Annotated in this window: 15 protein-coding genes; 8 read left to right on the top strand and 7 right to left on the bottom strand. The window is 70.8% G+C overall.

Annotated elements, in window-relative coordinates:
- Nucleotides 1-6: 6 nt before the first annotated feature.
- Nucleotides 7-798: an MBL fold metallo-hydrolase gene (locus tag ACTWPT_RS15360; protein WP_443178033.1), complete on the top strand. Its 792-nt coding sequence runs from the start codon at nt 7-9 to the stop codon at nt 796-798.
- Nucleotides 799-1,146: 348 nt separating this feature from the next.
- On the opposite strand, the gene ACTWPT_RS15355 is transcribed toward ACTWPT_RS15360, so the two are convergent.
- Nucleotides 1,147-1,575, bottom strand: coding sequence for a MerR family transcriptional regulator (locus ACTWPT_RS15355; RefSeq protein ID WP_443178032.1), 429 nt, complete (start codon nt 1,573-1,575; stop codon nt 1,147-1,149).
- Nucleotides 1,576-1,621: 46 nt separating this feature from the next.
- Here ACTWPT_RS15355 and ACTWPT_RS15350 point away from each other — a divergent pair, with 46 nt between their 5' ends.
- Nucleotides 1,622-2,221, top strand: coding sequence for a class I SAM-dependent methyltransferase (locus tag ACTWPT_RS15350; protein ID WP_443178031.1), 600 nt, complete (start codon nt 1,622-1,624; stop codon nt 2,219-2,221).
- 99 nt (nt 2,222-2,320) lie between these two features.
- Here ACTWPT_RS15350 and ACTWPT_RS15345 read toward each other — a convergent pair whose 3' ends face one another.
- The 3 genes from ACTWPT_RS15345 to ACTWPT_RS15335 all read right to left on the bottom strand — a co-directional run bounded on the left by ACTWPT_RS15345 (nt 2,321) and on the right by ACTWPT_RS15335 (nt 5,008).
- Entirely contained in the window at nt 2,321-3,649 is a 1,329-nt protein-coding gene (locus ACTWPT_RS15345) for an RNA polymerase sigma factor (RefSeq protein ID WP_443178030.1), read from the bottom strand.
- The gene (locus tag ACTWPT_RS15340) at nt 3,565-3,984 is read right to left on the bottom strand and encodes a YciI family protein (RefSeq protein ID WP_443178029.1); all 420 of its coding nucleotides are present in this window, start codon (nt 3,982-3,984) and stop codon (nt 3,565-3,567) included. Before ACTWPT_RS15340 ends, ACTWPT_RS15345 begins: the two co-directional genes overlap by 85 nt.
- An 85-nt stretch (nt 3,985-4,069) precedes the next feature.
- Nucleotides 4,070-5,008, bottom strand: coding sequence for a helix-turn-helix transcriptional regulator (locus ACTWPT_RS15335; protein WP_443178028.1), 939 nt, complete (start codon nt 5,006-5,008; stop codon nt 4,070-4,072).
- An 85-nt stretch (nt 5,009-5,093) separates the two neighbouring features.
- On the opposite strand from ACTWPT_RS15335, the gene ACTWPT_RS15330 reads away from it, so the two are divergent.
- Nucleotides 5,094-5,579, top strand: a complete 486-nt coding sequence (locus ACTWPT_RS15330) for a VOC family protein (RefSeq protein WP_443178027.1) — start codon at nt 5,094-5,096, stop codon at nt 5,577-5,579.
- A gap of 3 nt (nt 5,580-5,582) precedes the next feature.
- Here ACTWPT_RS15330 and ACTWPT_RS15325 read toward each other — a convergent pair whose 3' ends face one another.
- The 3 genes from ACTWPT_RS15325 to ACTWPT_RS15315 all read right to left on the bottom strand — a co-directional run bounded on the left by ACTWPT_RS15325 (nt 5,583) and on the right by ACTWPT_RS15315 (nt 10,528).
- Nucleotides 5,583-6,230, bottom strand: coding sequence for a haloacid dehalogenase type II (locus tag ACTWPT_RS15325; RefSeq protein WP_443178026.1), 648 nt, complete (start codon nt 6,228-6,230; stop codon nt 5,583-5,585).
- Nucleotides 6,231-6,249: 19 nt separating this feature from the next.
- A complete protein-coding gene (locus ACTWPT_RS15320; RefSeq protein ID WP_443178025.1) occupies nt 6,250-6,837 on the bottom strand; it encodes a TetR/AcrR family transcriptional regulator in 588 nt (195 codons plus the stop codon).
- Between the two features lie 187 nt (nt 6,838-7,024).
- A complete protein-coding gene (locus tag ACTWPT_RS15315; RefSeq protein WP_443178024.1) occupies nt 7,025-10,528 on the bottom strand; it encodes a S8 family serine peptidase in 3,504 nt (1,167 codons plus the stop codon).
- Between the two features lie 583 nt (nt 10,529-11,111).
- Between ACTWPT_RS15315 and ACTWPT_RS15310 the strand changes: the two genes are divergently transcribed.
- From ACTWPT_RS15310 to ACTWPT_RS15290, 5 genes are read left to right on the top strand one after another with little or no spacing between them, the layout of a single operon-like run.
- Nucleotides 11,112-12,386, top strand: coding sequence for an MFS transporter (locus ACTWPT_RS15310; RefSeq protein WP_443178023.1), 1,275 nt, complete (start codon nt 11,112-11,114; stop codon nt 12,384-12,386).
- 5 nt (nt 12,387-12,391) lie between these two features.
- The gene (locus tag ACTWPT_RS15305) at nt 12,392-12,652 is read left to right on the top strand and encodes a maleylpyruvate isomerase N-terminal domain-containing protein (protein WP_443178290.1); all 261 of its coding nucleotides are present in this window, start codon (nt 12,392-12,394) and stop codon (nt 12,650-12,652) included.
- Complete coding sequence (locus ACTWPT_RS15300) at nt 12,634-13,146, top strand: maleylpyruvate isomerase family mycothiol-dependent enzyme (protein ID WP_443178289.1); 513 nt, start codon at nt 12,634-12,636, stop codon at nt 13,144-13,146. The genes ACTWPT_RS15305 and ACTWPT_RS15300 overlap by 19 nt, the downstream gene beginning before the upstream one ends.
- 15 nt (nt 13,147-13,161) lie before the next feature.
- Nucleotides 13,162-14,013: a helix-turn-helix domain-containing protein gene (locus tag ACTWPT_RS15295; RefSeq protein ID WP_443178022.1), complete on the top strand. Its 852-nt coding sequence runs from the start codon at nt 13,162-13,164 to the stop codon at nt 14,011-14,013.
- Between the two features lie 38 nt (nt 14,014-14,051).
- On the top strand, nt 14,052-14,672 hold the full coding sequence (locus ACTWPT_RS15290) for a LysE family transporter (RefSeq protein WP_443178021.1): 621 nt from the start codon (nt 14,052-14,054) through the stop codon (nt 14,670-14,672).

Raw genomic sequence — 14,672 nt, 5'->3', positions numbered from 1 at the left:
AGCCGCATGCGAATTCACCATTTGAATCTCGGCTCCATGCGCGAGATCCACGCGCTCGACGGCGGCCCGGCCGCGCGGGCCGTATGCCACGCCCTGCTCATCGAGACCCCGGCCTCCGGGCTGGTGCTGGTGGAAGCCGGGCTCGGCACCGACGACGTGACCCGGCCGGGCGAGCTGCTTGAACACGAATGGACGGAGCTCGTCGAGCCGGTCCTGTCGCCTGCCGAGACCGCCGTGCGGCAGGTCGCCGAGCTCGGCCACGACCCCGCCGACGTGCGCCACATCGTGCTCACCCACCTGGACGTGGACCACAGCGGCGGCCTGCCGGACTTCCCCGGCGCCCAGGTGCACGTCATGGAGGCGGAGCTGAAGGCCGCGCTCACGCAGGCGCCGAGCCGTCGCTACCGGCCCGGCCACTGGGCGCACGGGCCGCACTGGGTCACCTATCCCGGTACGGGCACCCGCTGGCTGGGCGTGGAGGGAGTCAGGCCGCTCACGGGCCTGCCGGAGGAGATCCTGCTCGTGCCGCTCGACGGGCACACGGAGGGGCACGCCGGGGTCGCGGTCCACGACGGTGACCGGTGGCTGCTGCACGCCGGCGACGCGTACTTCCACCACGGCGAAATCTCCAAAGATCCGCAGTCCCATCCGCTGATGGACATCGTGCAGCTCGACTCGCAGGTAGACGCCGAGCGCCGGGTGTCCAGCCAGGAACGCCTGCGCGCGCTCGCCCACGACCACGGAGTCGCCGTCTTCTGCGCGCACGATCCCTGGGAGCTATCCGATTACGTAGAGTAGTCGATCTGCGTTCACGAAACCGACGTTCGACGTGAACACACGAGAGCGCCCGCCCTCTGGGAGGGCGGGCGCTCAACGAGTGCGTACCGGTGTGCAGGTCGCCTCTCGGCGAAAGGCACAACGCGGCTCCAGCCGAACGGTAATCCGCGAAGGCAATAGGTGAGGCCCGGGGACACTGGACACACCGGTCACGATCTATGTAACCACACCCCGCGGCGGAACATTCCCCGCCCCGCCGCACAATTTTCCGGCGGCTTACGCGCGGGCAGGGCCGATGACGGTGACGTCGCGCATGAGGAGGACGGCGGCGAACTCGAGCAGCCCCGCCACCGCGCCGAGCCAGGCGATTCACTCCGTCAAGTGCTCGGCCGCCAATTGGGCGAACGTGTAGCCCTCGAGCAGCTGGTCCACCATGCCGATCCAGGTCTCGCACTCCCGGGCGGGGTGCTCGGCCGGACACTCGATCGCGTGCCGCAACACCCACTGCGCCGCTCTGGCGCGGTTGACGAGCTCCTCCAGCACGTCGATCTGCTCGGCCGCGGCCGCCCGCCACGCCTCCCCTGGCGCGTCCAGCACGGCTCCCGCGGTGTTCAGCGAGATGCCGAGCTGCTGCATCGTCCGTAGGAAGGCCAGGCGTCGCAGCTCTTGCCTGCCGTACATCCGGCGGCCCCCGCTGCGGGTCACGGGGGTGACCAGGCCGCGTTCCTCGTAGTAACGCAGCGCGGAGGCATTCATGCCCAAGAGGCGGGCAGCTTCCCCGATGGGAACGAGATCCATGTCCCCATTTGACGTCAAGTCGGCTTGAACCGCTTGGGTGAAAGGTATGGCTACCAGATCGTGGGTCACGGGCGGCCCCGTCAACTCGCCCTTCGCCTCGCCTTCCGGACTGCTCGGCCGGCTGGCGGGGTGGTTCATGTTCTTCACCAACCGACAGGAGCAAATCCTGGCCCTGCTGGACCTGCGTCCGGGAGAGCACGTCCTGGAGGTCGGGTACGGCCCCGGCGCCCTCGTCCGGCTGCTCGGCCGCACCGGCGCAGGGCAGGTCTGCGGGGTCGACCCCTCGCCTGAGATGCGGGAGCTGGCGGCCCGCCGGGCGGGCGGCGCCGACCTGCGGCTGGGCACCGCCTCCGACATCGGCTTCCCCGACGGGAGCTTCGACTGCGTGGTCACGGTCAACACCGTGGCCATCTGGCCGGACCTGATGGACGGCCTGCGGGAGCTGCGCCGCGTCACCCGTCCCGGCGGCCGGGTGGTCATCGCCTGGCACGGCGGCCGAGACCCGTCCAGGATCGCCCGCAGCCTGCGCCTGCCCGAGGACAAGCTGGTGCGGATCCAGGAAGGGCTGTCGGAGTTGTTCGACGAGGTGAAGCGGCACGAGCTGAAGAGCTTGACGGCCTTCACCGCGACGGACGGCTCGGCCTGAGCGATTCAACCGAGCGGCCCCGGCGGATCAGCCTGAGCGATTCAGCCGAGCGGCCTCGGCAGATCAGCCTGAGCGATTCAGCCGAGCGGCCCGGGCGGATCAGCCTGAGCCTTTCAAGCGGGCGGCCCTGGCGTGGAGGTAACGCTGCTGTGGGAGGCTCATGGCGCGCCTGGCCGCCTCCTCGTACGCCTCCCCAGCGGCCGCGTGGTCCCCACTCATCTCCAGCAGGTGCGCCCGGACCGCGTGCAGCCGGTGGTCGCCGGCGATCCGCTCGTCGGAGCCCAGCCGTTCGAGCCGGGACAGCCCGGCGGCCGGGCCCTGGGACATGGCCACGGCGACGGCGTGGTTGAGCGCCACCATGGGGTTGTCGGACATGCGCATCAGCAGCTCGTACAGTGCCGTGATCTGCGGCCAATCGGTCTCCTTCGCGCTCGGCGCCTCGTCGTGCACCGCCGCGATGGCCGCCTGCAGCTGGTACGGCCCGGCCCTGCCCCGGGCGAGCGCCCCCGTGACGAGCGCGACCCCCTCCTCGATCTGGGCAGCGTTCCACAGGCTGCGGTCCTGCTCCGCCATCGGGATCAGCGCGCCGTCGGAGCCGGTGCGGGCCGGGCGGCGGGCGTCGGTGAGCAGCATGAGCGCGAGCAGCCCGGCCGCCTCGGCGTCGCCGGGCAGCAGCCGGTGGACCATGCGGGCGAGCCTGATCGCCTCGGCGGCCAGCTCCGCGCGTTGCAGATCGGGCCCGGACGTACTGGCGTACCCCTCGTTGAAGATCAGGTAGAGCACGTGCAGCACTGCGGCGAGCCGTTCGGCGCGCTCGTTCTCGCGCGGCAGGCGGAACCGCACCCCGCTGTCCTTGACCCGCTGCTTGGCCCGCGTGATGCGGCGCGCCATCGTCGCCTCGGGAACCAGGAACGCCCGGGCGATCTCCGCCGTGGTGAGACCGCCGACCGCGCGGAGCGTGAGCGCGATCTGGGAGGGCGGCGTCAGCGACGGGTGGCAGCACATGAACAGCAGCACGAGCGTGTCGTCCGCGGCGGCGGCCGGCTGGTCGGCAGCGGGCGCCAGCCAATCGCCGGGCAGCGTCCACGCCGCCACGGCGTCCTCCCGCCGCCGGCGGGCCTGCTCGCTGCGCAGCAGGTCGGTCAGCCGGCGCGAGGCCACCGTGATCAGCCAAGCGCGCGGGTCGTCCGGCCTGCCCTCCTTCGGCCACTGGACGGCGGCGGCGAGCAACGCCTCCTGCACGGCGTCCTCAGCGGTGGCGAAATGCCCATAACGCCGGACGAGCGCGCCGAGGACCTGCGGCGCCAGCTCGCGCAGCAGGTCCTCGGCCGGAGAGTCGTCGATCAGAACCCCATGTCCTCGGCCGACTCGGCGATGGGCCTGATGTCGGCGTAGGCGTTGTCGTAGGTGTTGCCCGGATAGGGACACTGGCCGAGGCGGGCGGCGATCTCGGTGGCCCGATCGATGCTCTCGCACTCCACGACCCAGTAGCCGGCCAGCACTTCCTGGGTCTCGGCGTACGGCCCGTCGGTGACGAACGGCACGCCGTCGCGGGAGCCGAGCCTGCGGGTGTGGACGGGCGCGGCCAGGCCGCGGGTCTCGACCAGTTCGCCGGACTCCTCCAGCTCCTTGTTGACGGTCGTCATGAATTCGGCCATGGCCGCCATGTCCTCCGGCGACCATGCGGGCACGTCGCCGGCGTCCTTGCCCGACATGCCGTCGTAGTCCTGCTGGGAAGCGTAGGAAAGAATCATGTACTTCATGGGTTGGTGTCCTCTCTTCGGTGCTTTCACGAGGGACGTCGGAGCCGGGACGGCGTACCGGACATCATGCCCGGACTTTTCCGCGCTAGCCGGTCGCTCGGGTGAGGCGGCCGGCCAGCGCGCGCAGGTGCGGGACCAGCTCGGGCGGCTCGTGCACCTCGAACTCGCAGCCCAGCGCCAGCAGCCGGAACGCCAGCCAGTCCAGGGTGTCGCCGGGCATGCGTAGCCGGCAGGTCCGGTCACCGACCGGGGTGACCTCGCCCATTCCCCTGATCACCTCTGTGACCGGCGCGTGCAGCGTGACGACGGCCTCGTAGGTGGGCGCCGTCGAGTACAGCTTGTCCATCACGTACGCGGCGGCGTCCTCGGCAGGCGGCTCGCGTGGCACGATCCGGGCGCCGGTCGCCCGCAGGTCCGCGATGCGGTCGATGCGGAAGATCCGCCAGTCGTCGCGGTCGCGATCGTGCCCGAGCAGGTACCAGCGCCGCCCGGCCACGACCAGCCGGTGCGGATCGACCAGGCGCGTGCTGGTGACGCCGTCGTTGGACCGGTACCCGAAACGCACCCGCTCCCGGTTGGCCACGGCCGTAGCCAGCGTGGTCAGCTGCTGGGGATCGACCTCGGGCGTCCCGAAAGCGGGCAGCGGGACGGTGGCGCCGCCCAGGGATCTCACCCGGTACCGCAGGCGGGACGGCAGCACCTGCTCCAGCTTGGCCAGCGCCCGTACCGACGCTTCCTCGATGCCCTGCACCGGATGCCTGGCCGCGGTGGCGAGCCCCACCGCGATGGCCACCGCCTCCTCATCGTCCAGCAGCAGCGGCGGCATGGCCGTGCCGGCGACCAGGCGGTAGCCCCCGTCGGCGCCCATGGTGGCCTCGACCGGGTAGCCGAGGGCGCGCAGGCGCTCGATGTCGCGCCGGATCGTGCGGCGGCTGACGCCGAGGCGCTCGGCCAGCTCGCCGCCGGGCCACTCGCGCGGGGTCTGGAGCAGCGACAGGAGGCTGAGGAGGCGGGATTCGCTCATGGAACCCAGAATGCCGTGCCATGTAGGACAGGTCTTGACCTACTCCCGAAATACCGTGATGGCATCGCACCTTCCAGGAGGAAACATGACCGTCAAGCCGATCCCCGAGGGCTACACCACCGTCACGCCGTGGCTCATCTCGCACGACACGGCCGGGCTCATCGACTGGATCAAGAGCGCCTTCGACGCCGTGGAGCTGGGCCGCGTCACCGACGACCAGGGCCGCATCGGGCACGCCGAGGTGCGGATCGCGGACGCGATCGTGATGTTGTTCGACGCGAACCCGGACTGGCCGCCGACGCCGGGATTCCTGCGCCTGTACGTGCCCGACGCCCACGCCACCCACCGCCGGGCCGTCGAGGCCGGCGGCACGTCGGTCACCGAGGTCACCCACCTGGCCTTCGGCGACCTGGTGGGCCGGGTACGCGACCCCTTCGGGAACCTGTGGTGGATCCAGACCCACATCGAGGACCTCACGCCGGAGGAGCTGACGCGCCGCTGGAGCGACCCGGAGTTCACCAAGGCGATGGAGTACGTCCAGGGTGCGGACTTCTTCCCCGGCAGGCCGTGAAGGTCAGCTCCAGAGCGCGGCCAGTGCCCGCAGATCCGGGGCGGACACCGCCGGGGCGCCCATCACGCCCGGGTACGGCGTGCCGCGCCGCTCCAGATACGCACCCACCAGCCCGGCACGCTGGGCTCCGTCGATGTCCCAGGGGTGCACCGCGACCAGAGCCGCCTGCTCGGGGCGCACGCCCGCGCGGCCGACGGCGTAGTCGTAGGCGCCGCGGGCGGGCTTCCACACCCTCGGGCCGCTCACGTCCAGCCTGGCCTCCACCAGGTCGAGCAGCCCTTCACGGCCCAGGATGCCCTCGGTCATGGCCGCGGCCCCGTTGGTCATCGTGAACAGCCGGATGCCGCTCTCGCGCAACATCCGCATCCCCTCCGGTACGTCGGGATGCACCCGCAACTCGGCGAACCCGCTCAGCACGTGGCCGATCGCCTTGTCCTCCAAACTCATCCCCATGAGCACGTCCCGTGCGATCGCGGCGAACTCGGCGTACCCGCCGGCCGCCGTCAGCGCGAAGCCGTCGCGCAGCACGCTCGCGAACCAGGTGTCCATCAGGTGGCCGGGCAGCCCGACCTCCTCGAACCTGGCCCGCAGCGGCTCCATGTCGGTGAGCGTCTCGTTCACGTCGAAGATCACGGCCTGCGGTCTGGTCATCTCTGCTCCTTGGGGTCTTTCAGCGAATCGAGTGCGGCCGGAGCGCGACCATGGACGCGGACACGCCCCGCCGCAGGGCGGCCGCATCCGCGCCGGCACGCGAGCGCAGGTTCACTCCGTAAGCCAGCAGGGCGAGCATCTCGGCGGTGGCGTCGAGGTCCAGGTCCGGACGGAGGTCCGCGGACTCCAGGGCGGCGCGCATCGCCGTGCGCAGCCGGTCCTGGTGCTGGTCCAGCACGCCACGCACCTCCGGGTCGCCGCCTTCCCCGCCCGCGTGGGCGTTGGACACCATGCATCCCCAGCGGGCGTGCTCGCCGGCGCACCGGGCCTCGATCAGCCGGTCGAAGAAGCCCTCGACGGCCGCCAGGCCGCGCCCGTCGTCGGCCAGGGCCTGGAAAGCCGGCTGCGAGCGCCGCTCGACGTAGCGGCGCAGCGCCTTCACGTACAACTGCTGCTTGCCGCCGAAAGTGGCGTACAGGCTGGAGCGGCTGAGCCCGGTGGCCGCCACGACCTCCGCGATCCCCGTGGACGCGGCGCCGCGCTGCCAGAACAGGCGCTCCACCTGCCCCAGCACGGCATCGGGATCGAAGTGCTTCACATCCGGCATCGGCTCTTCCCAATCTTGGAACGATTATTCCAAGTTAGCATGCCGAAATGGTGTCCAGGCCCAGCGGGCGGACGGGTGGCTGTACTGGCGCTACAGCCGCCTGCTACCCCCTCCCATCACCTGGTACACGGCGCTGAACGAGCGTGGCCCGCCCCCTCAGGAGGGACGGGCCACGGGAGCCGGAATTCTAGGAGGCTGCCTTGTCAGGACGTTCGGTGACCCGGATGAAGCTCAGGTTGGGGTCGCCGATCCGTTCGTGGAATCTCACGTTGAGGTGCCCGTCAACGACCCTCACCGTGAACTGGCGGCTGATCGCGGTGTTCGGACCGGCCTCGCGGACTGGGTCGAACGCCCACATGACGGGCGCGCCTTCGATGGCGACGTCGAAGACCCGCTTGCCGGGCACCTTGTGCCGGATCTCGGCGAAACCCAGCTCGACGGTGTAGACCCCGTCGGGGACGTTGTCGAAGCGGTACTCACGCATGCCCTCACGCACGCTGCCGAACAACTTCTGCTCGTTCGTGCCCTCGATCGTCTTGCCCGTGGTGCTCGTCCTGTCGGACGCGGCCAGGTAGCCGTGCCCGCCGGCGGTGTACTTGCGGTCGGCCGTCCAGGTGTCGCCGGCCGCGTCGGTCACGCTCCGGCCGCCACCCGCGTCCACGGCCACCTGGTGCTTGGGCACGACCACGGACACCAGCACCGGGAACGCCGGGTTTCGCCCGCTGGCCGAGCGCACCACCAGCACGCCGGTACGCACGCTCCCAGGCTCCATGCCAGCGCTGGACGCGGTGACCTCCAGGGCCGCGGACTTGCCCGCCGCGATCTCGCCGCTCGCCGGGGTTACGCTCAGCCAGCCGCTCTGGCCGGGATCGATCTCGATCGTGTACGTCGTGCCCGCGCCCGTGTTGGTCAGCTCGACGGTGCCCTTCCTGCTCGCCGAGGCCGGCATGACCAGGGTGAGCTGCCCCGTGGAGGCGCTCACCCGGCCGGTGGTCAGCGCGGTGTCGAGCAGGTTGCGCTCGCCCGCCTTGACCGTGACCTCCTTGGCGAGGGTGCCGTAGTTGTCCGCCCCGACCTCCACCAGATGGTCGCCGGCCGGCGCCTGGCCGAGGAACGTGCCGTCGGCTCCGGTGGTGAACGAGGCGGCCCCGCCCACCTTGACCGTCGCGCCCGCCAGCGGCTTGCCGTCGTTGGCGTCCGTGACAGTGCCGCTCACCAGGCCGTGCTGCCGTGCGGCGAAGCCGAGGCTCTGGCCGTCGGCGATGGCGGCGAGGTCGGCGGAGTACTGCAGCGCGTCGGTGCCGTCGCCGTTCTCGATGCCGATCGTGGCGCCCTCACCGGCCGCACGCGTGCTGGCGATCCCGCGGTAGCGGAACCCGACGGAGCCGTCCTCGCCGAGCAGCGTCTCGAAGGAGAACCACTCGTTGCCGTTGTAGAAGCGCGCGTTGCGCCATTCGATGACGAACGTGCGGTTCGGCGCGGTGCCGAGCGTGGCGGTGTAGAGGCCGCCCTTCTCGTCGAAGGCGAGGTCGTCCCAATAGGGGTAGATGCCGGTGTTGGGATCGTTCGTGGTCGGCAGCGGGGCGTTGTTCGGGAAGGAGTGCCAATGGGGGCTGAAAGCCAGGTATCCGTTGGTGCTGGCCGTGCCCCTGGTGTAGGTCTTGCCGTAGAACGGGAAGGCGAACGGCAGGTCGACCGTCTGGACGTCGTCGTCGCCGGTCAGCGGCTGCTGGTCGGTCGCCTCGACATACGGCTCCTTGCCGCTCCTGCACGTGTGGCCGAAGGCGTCGGCGTTGGCGGGGAGTTCGATGTCCTTGGTCATCGCCCCGGTCACCGCGACCGGCACGGTCTTCTCGTTCGAGCATCGGGAGGCCGGCGTGACGTTGAGGTCGTATTCCTTGTGAGGCAGCTTGAGCTCGTAGCGGCCGCCGACGTCGGTGACGGCCGTCGCCGGGGTGCCGACCGCCTTCACCGTGGCGCCCGCCTCGGGCGCGCCGGTGCTGGAGACCGTGCCCGACACCGTGCTCAAGGGCTGCGGTGTCATCGTCAGGTCCTTGGTGGACGTCTGGTTGTCGGCGACGGTGACCGTTGCGGCGGCGTCGTCGTAGGCGAACTTCTTGACGGTGATCTGGTACTCGCCGCTCAGCAGGCGGGGCAGCGTGTACGTCCCGTCCTGGCCGGTGGGCACCGTACGACCCAGCGGCCCTGAGACGCTGACGGTCGCCCCGGCCACAGGGGATCCCTCGGAGGTGACCTTGCCGGTCAGCGTGCCGAGTTCGCCGGCCGGGGTCGCCTTGACAGCGGCATAAGTGTCGAGCCTGCCCTCGCCCCACATGAAGTTGTCGGCGGCGGTGCCGCCGCAATACGTGGCGTCGACATCGGAGGCCGTGCCGTCGAGCAGCACCCGCGTCGCCTCGACGTCATTGCGCAGCGCGGGGGACGCCGACCACATCAGCGCCACCGTCGCGGCGACGTGCGGGCTGGCCATTGAGGTACCACTCTTGATCCCGTACGCGTTGCCAGGCACGGCCGAGCGCACGTTGACGCCGGGCGCGGAGATGTTCGGCTTGATCTCGCCGTTCTCGCCGGGGCCGCGGGAGGATTCGGGCATGATGGCGCCGTTGACGTCGAACGATCCCGCGCTGTAGGAGGCCGCGTAGCCGCCGGGCGAGCCGGTGGTGGTGCACTCGGGCCCGTTGTTGCCGTTGGAGAAGGCGGGGAAGATGCCCGCGGCCACCCACGCCTCGACGATCTCCTTGTACCAAAGGTTCAGGCCGACGCTGCCCCAGGAGTTGTTGACGATGTCGGGCGCGAGGTCAGGGCGCGGGTTCTGGAGGGTGAGGTCGGTGGGGGCGAGAATCCACTCGCCGGCCGCCAGCAACGTGTAGCCGGGGCAGCCGCCGACGCCGCACGCCTTCGCCGTGATCCACGTGGCGCCGGGCGCCACGCCGATGCCCTCGGCGCCGACGATGGTGCCCATGACGTGGGTGCCGTGGGTACGGTCGTCGCAGGGCGTCCGGTCCGGGCATGCGCCGGCCGGGTCGTACCAGTTGTAGTTGTGGTCCACGGTGCCGTCGGCCCGCGTGCCGCGGTAGCTCGCCATCAATGCCGGGTGGTCCCACTGCGCGCCGCTGTCGAGGGTGGCGACGACGATGCCCTCGCCGCGGTCGCCCAGCTCGTCCCAGACCTTGGGGGCGTTGACGCGGTCGACGTTCCACTCGACCGAGCCGGCCGTCGCCTGGGCGACACCTGCCTTCGGCTCCGGTAACTCGACGACCTCGTCCGGGGTGATCTCTTCCACCTCGGGAAGCTTGGCGATCTCGGCCGCCAGAGCGGCGTCACCGGTCACCTTGATCGTGTTGACGATCCAGAACGGGGTGAAATCGGCGCGCGCCGACTTGAGCAGCTTGCGCACGTTGGCTTGGGAGGCGGTGGCGGTCTCCGTCTTCATCCGGTAGACCTGCCGGCCCTTGTCGGCCTTGGTCTTGGCGGTACGCGCCGATCGCAGATCGGCCTTGTCCTTCAGCCTTACCCAGAAGGTGGCCTTGTCGTCGGCGGCCAGATCGGCCTGGACCGCCCGATCGATCTTGCTGGACTCCGGTGGGGCCTGTGCGACCGCGGGGGTCTGGATGGCCGTCATGGCGAGCGCGGTCCCGATCAGGAGCGCTCGCCAAGGCCGGGAAATGAACACACGATCTCCTTGAAGAGTGCCCTCGGGTGTTGGTGGGATCTTGTGAACCCACCGGGCAGCATCGTGAGTGGATCATGTGTTCGGTCGCAAGAGCGGGAAACGAGATTTAACATTCGTGACCGAAGGGCTCCTCTCTCCGTGTGAGCCCCAAAAAGGGGCAGCTAGCTGCGGTTTTTCCGTCCGCGGGCCGGTCTGGCATGGGTTGCCTCGGGGGTGGCGAGTTCAAGTCACCTGGCTGGAACACGACACCATCGCGGCGTCCGCGATCGCGATGGGGCGGCGCTTCAAGCGCGATACTTCAAGCGCGATAAACGGGCGGCACTCGGGCCGGCCCGAGTGTTACGGTGCTTCCATGTCCAGCCCCGAGGCGTCAAGACGCTAGCCACCGGTCGTCCGGTGGCTGATCTCGCGTTGTCGCCCCGCAGGCGCGCCCGCCCTTGAGGCCGGGCTTCTCGCCGTTCGCGACCGCTCTCGCCACTCGGATCACCGTTTCCCGGGGTTCTTCCAGCGCGGCAGGGCGACGTCCATCCGGCCTGCCCGCTTCCTTGTCGTCGATCCACGATGTGGTCGCGGAGTCTTTCTCATGCCATTCGCTGTTTACCTGCTCGGACTAGCGATCTTCGCCCAAGGGACGTCCGAGTTCATGTTGTCCGGGCTGGTGCCCGGGATCGCGCGGGACCTGCACGTGTCCATCCCGGCCGCGGGGCTGCTGACCTCGGCTTTCGCCGCCGGGATGGTGGTGGGGGCGCCGCTCATGGCGGTGCTCGGCCTGCGCTGGCCTCGGCGGAACGCGTTGCTGGTGTTCCTCGTCACGTTCCTTCTCGTCCACGTCGTCGGCGCGGTCACCACCAGCTACGGCGTGCTGCTCGTCACTCGGGTCGTCGCGGCGCTGGCCAACGCCGGCTTCCTGGCCGTGGCCATGGCGACCGCCATCGGCATGGTCGCGCCGAACGCCAAAGGGCGGGCCACCGCCGTCCTGCTCGGCGGGATCACGATGGCGTGCGTCGCTGGCGTGCCCGGGGGTGCGGTGCTCGGGGAGGTGTGGGGGTGGCGGTCGGCGTTCTGGGCGGTGTCCATCGCCCTAATCCCGGTCATCATCGCGGTGCTGAAATCCGTGCCCACCGACGGTCCTCCGGCCTGCACCGACGCGGGCGGAGATTCGGGAGAGCCGGGGGAAGCCCGCCATCCGAGCGCCCGCCATCCGAGCGAGCGCCGTGCGAGCGAGCGTGCGGAGTTGCGGTCGTTGCGCCGGCCACGGCTGCTGGTGATGCTGGTCCTGGGCGCTCTGGTGAACGGCGCGACCTTCTGCACGTTCACGTACCTCGCGCCGCTGCTCACCGAGGTCACCGGTCTCGAGTCGGCCTGGATGCCCGCCATGCTGGCGCTGTTCGGGCTGGGCTCGTTCGCCGGGGTGACCATCAGCGGCCGGATCGCCGACGTGCGGCCCGTGCGGCTCCTGGTCATCGGCGGGCCCGCCCTGTCGCTCGGCTGGGCCGCCTTAGCGCTGGTCGCCGGAGTCCCGGCCGCCGCCTTCGTGCTCATTTTCGTCCAGGGAACGCTGTCGTTCGCCGTCGGCTCCACACTGATCTCGCAGGCACTGTACGCGGCGACCGGCGCCCCCACCCTGAGCGGGGCGTCCGCCACGGCCGCGCTCAACGTGGGCGCCACGGCGGGTCCCTGGCTCGGCGGCCTGGCCATCGGCGCCGGGTTCGGCTACCGGTCGCCGCTGTGGGTCAGCGCGCTGCTGGTGATCGCCGCGCTGCTCCTGGCCGGTGGCGCCGCACTCACCGGTCGGCGCTCGGCGCGGCGCGAGGGTGGTAATCAGGTGGAGACCGATCAAGCCCTGGGGGCACAGTGAAAGCCATGGACCGTATCTCGTATTTCCAGCGGGAAGTCAGAGCGTTCCAAGCGGCCGCCCGCGAGGCGGCCAAGGGCAGCGGCGCGCCCACGGTGCCGTCCTGTCCCGGCTGGTCGATGTCCGACCTGGTGCTTCACCTGGGCAACGTCCACCGCGGCGTGGACGTCATCATCAGGGACCGGCTCCAGGGGTTTGCGAACGTCGCCGCGGCTGGCCCGCGCCCGAGCGGGCACCCAACCTCGGGCCTATCCCGGACAGCCTGCTGAACTGGTTCGAGGAGGGGGCGGACCGGCTCGGGACGCTGCTCAGGGACAGCGCGCCCGACGAGCCCGTGTGGACCTGGTCCGAGGAGCAGACGGTCGGGTTCTGGGTACGGATGCAGATCATCGAGGCCGCCATCCATCGCTGGGACGCCGAGAACACGATCGGCACACCCGCGCCGATCCCCGGCGAGGTCGCGGCGGACGCGGTCACGCAGACGTTCCAGGTCATGGCGCCGGCTCGGCGGGCCTGGAAACAAGCACCCGCCGGAGCGGGCGAGCGGTATCGGTTCCGCCGGACGGACGGGCCAGGTCTGTGGACGGTGCATTTCGAGGGCGAGCAGGTACGCCTGATGGACGGCGGCTTCGACGTCGAGCTGGCCGGTACGGCGTCGGACCTGATGTTGTACCTCTGGCAGCGGATCCCGGCCGGCGACCTCGACGTCCAGGGCGACAAGGACTTGATCGATCGCTACTTCGTCCTGGTTCCTCCCATATGACCTAACCTTTCCGATATGCAGCAGGTCAGGGACGTCAACGGCACGCAGTTGGCCGTGGTCAGGCCGGCGTCCGGCGGGTTCCCGCGGCACAGCCACGACGAGTACGTCATCAGCACCAACCTGTGCGGCCGCGAGGCGGTGCGCCTGGACCGTGCCTCGTTCGACGTGGACCTGGACGAGGTGACCGTCTACAACCCCGGCCAGGTCCAGTCCTGCACGACGCGGACGCCTGACGGGACGGCGTTCGCGTGCGTGAGCTGGTACGTGCCGCCTGCCATGCTCACCGCGCTGACCGGCGGCGTACCGGTGGACTTCGAGCGCCCGCTCGTCCGCTCCGCCCCGCTGCGTGCGGAGCTGCTGCGGGCGGCGAGGGACCTGCCGGGCGGCGACCCGGCGCTGATCGAGGAACGCCTGACCGTGCTCCTGCTGCGCCTGCTGGACCTCACCGGAACGAGTGCCGCCCGCCGTCGCGGCTCCGGCGCCGCAGGGAACTGCGGCGCCGGGAACTGCGGCGCCGGGAACTGGGCCGCCGGCGACGGGGCCGCTTCCGGCGACGCCAGGATCGCGGCCGTGCTCGACCGGCTCCGCGGCGATCTGTCCAGCCCGCCGTCCCTGGCCGCCCTCGCCGAGGACGCCGGAATGTCCCGTGAACACCTCATCCGCTCGTTCACCCGGGCCACCGGCTGCCCGCCGTACGCTTGGCACCTGCAGGCGCGGCTGGCGGAGGGGCGTCGGCGGCTGCGGCACGGCGAGCCGGTCGCCGACGTGGCCCACGCCTTGGGGTTCGCCGACCAGGCACATTTCCACCGGCACTTCGCGGCCGCGTACGCCGTCACCCCCGGCCGCTACCGTCGCGTCAACATCTGACAAGACGCCCCGAGGCCGTTACCGCCAGATTGAACGTCATGTCCGAGATCTTCCTGCTGGCCTTCTGGGTCGGGTTGTTGTTCAACGCGGCACCGGGTGCGGTCTTCAGCGAGTCGCTGCGGCGGGGCGTGCGAGGCGGGTTCGGTCCGGCGTTCGCCGTGCAGGTCGGGTCGCTGGCGGGCGACGCCGTATGGGCGCTGCTCGGGTTGGCCGGGGTCGGGGCGCTGTTCGCGGTGCCTGCTCTGCGCGTCCCGCTGACGGTGTCCGGGTGCCTGCTGCTGGGCTGGCTCGGGGTGACGGCCCTGCGGGACGCCGCCTTCCCGCGTGCCGAGGCGGCCTCCAGTGGCCCGTCACGGCGGGGCGCGCTCTCCGTCGGCGCGGCCATGTCGCTCGGCAACCCCTGGAACGTCGTCTACTGGTCGGGAGCGGCCGGGGCGGTCGGCTCCGTCCTGGGGCGGGACGCGGGCGTGACCGGACTCGCCGTCTTCTTCACTGGTTTCATGACCTCCTCTCTGGCCTGGTGCTTCATCTCCGCGGGCCTCATCGCCCTGCTCCGCCGAGCGCTGCCGCCGCTGGCGGTACGCCTCCTGGAGGGTGCCTGCGGGCTCTCCCTGATCGTCTTCGCTGCCCTGCTCGCCGCCCGCCTGGCCCCGCTCTGA

Origin of the sequence: Nonomuraea sp. 3N208 (genome assembly GCF_052245935.1) — a bacterium.
In the GTDB taxonomy this organism is placed as follows: Bacteria; Actinomycetota; Actinomycetes; order Streptosporangiales; family Streptosporangiaceae; genus Nonomuraea.
This window is presented reverse-complemented; position numbering and strand designations above follow the sequence as displayed.

Excerpts from the sequence above, each read along its gene's own strand:
- ACTWPT_RS15335 (WP_443178028.1), bottom strand. The coding sequence starts at position 5,008 with ATGAGCGAATCCCGCCTCCTCAGCCTCCTGTCGCTGCTCCAGACCCCG.
- ACTWPT_RS15360 (WP_443178033.1), top strand. The coding sequence starts at position 7 with ATGCGAATTCACCATTTGAATCTCGGCTCCATGCGCGAGATCCACGCG.
- ACTWPT_RS15305 (WP_443178290.1), top strand. The coding sequence starts at position 12,392 with ATGGACCGTATCTCGTATTTCCAGCGGGAAGTCAGAGCGTTCCAAGCG.
- ACTWPT_RS15320 (WP_443178025.1), bottom strand. The coding sequence starts at position 6,837 with ATGCCGGATGTGAAGCACTTCGATCCCGATGCCGTGCTGGGGCAGGTG.
- ACTWPT_RS15295 (WP_443178022.1), top strand. The coding sequence starts at position 13,162 with ATGCAGCAGGTCAGGGACGTCAACGGCACGCAGTTGGCCGTGGTCAGG.
- ACTWPT_RS15355 (WP_443178032.1), bottom strand. The coding sequence starts at position 1,575 with ATGGATCTCGTTCCCATCGGGGAAGCTGCCCGCCTCTTGGGCATGAAT.
- ACTWPT_RS15350 (WP_443178031.1), top strand. The coding sequence starts at position 1,622 with ATGGCTACCAGATCGTGGGTCACGGGCGGCCCCGTCAACTCGCCCTTC.
- ACTWPT_RS15310 (WP_443178023.1), top strand. The coding sequence starts at position 11,112 with ATGCCATTCGCTGTTTACCTGCTCGGACTAGCGATCTTCGCCCAAGGG.
- ACTWPT_RS15340 (WP_443178029.1), bottom strand. The coding sequence starts at position 3,984 with ATGAAGTACATGATTCTTTCCTACGCTTCCCAGCAGGACTACGACGGC.
- ACTWPT_RS15325 (WP_443178026.1), bottom strand. The coding sequence starts at position 6,230 with ATGACCAGACCGCAGGCCGTGATCTTCGACGTGAACGAGACGCTCACC.
- ACTWPT_RS15330 (WP_443178027.1), top strand. The coding sequence starts at position 5,094 with ATGACCGTCAAGCCGATCCCCGAGGGCTACACCACCGTCACGCCGTGG.
- ACTWPT_RS15290 (WP_443178021.1), top strand. The coding sequence starts at position 14,052 with ATGTCCGAGATCTTCCTGCTGGCCTTCTGGGTCGGGTTGTTGTTCAAC.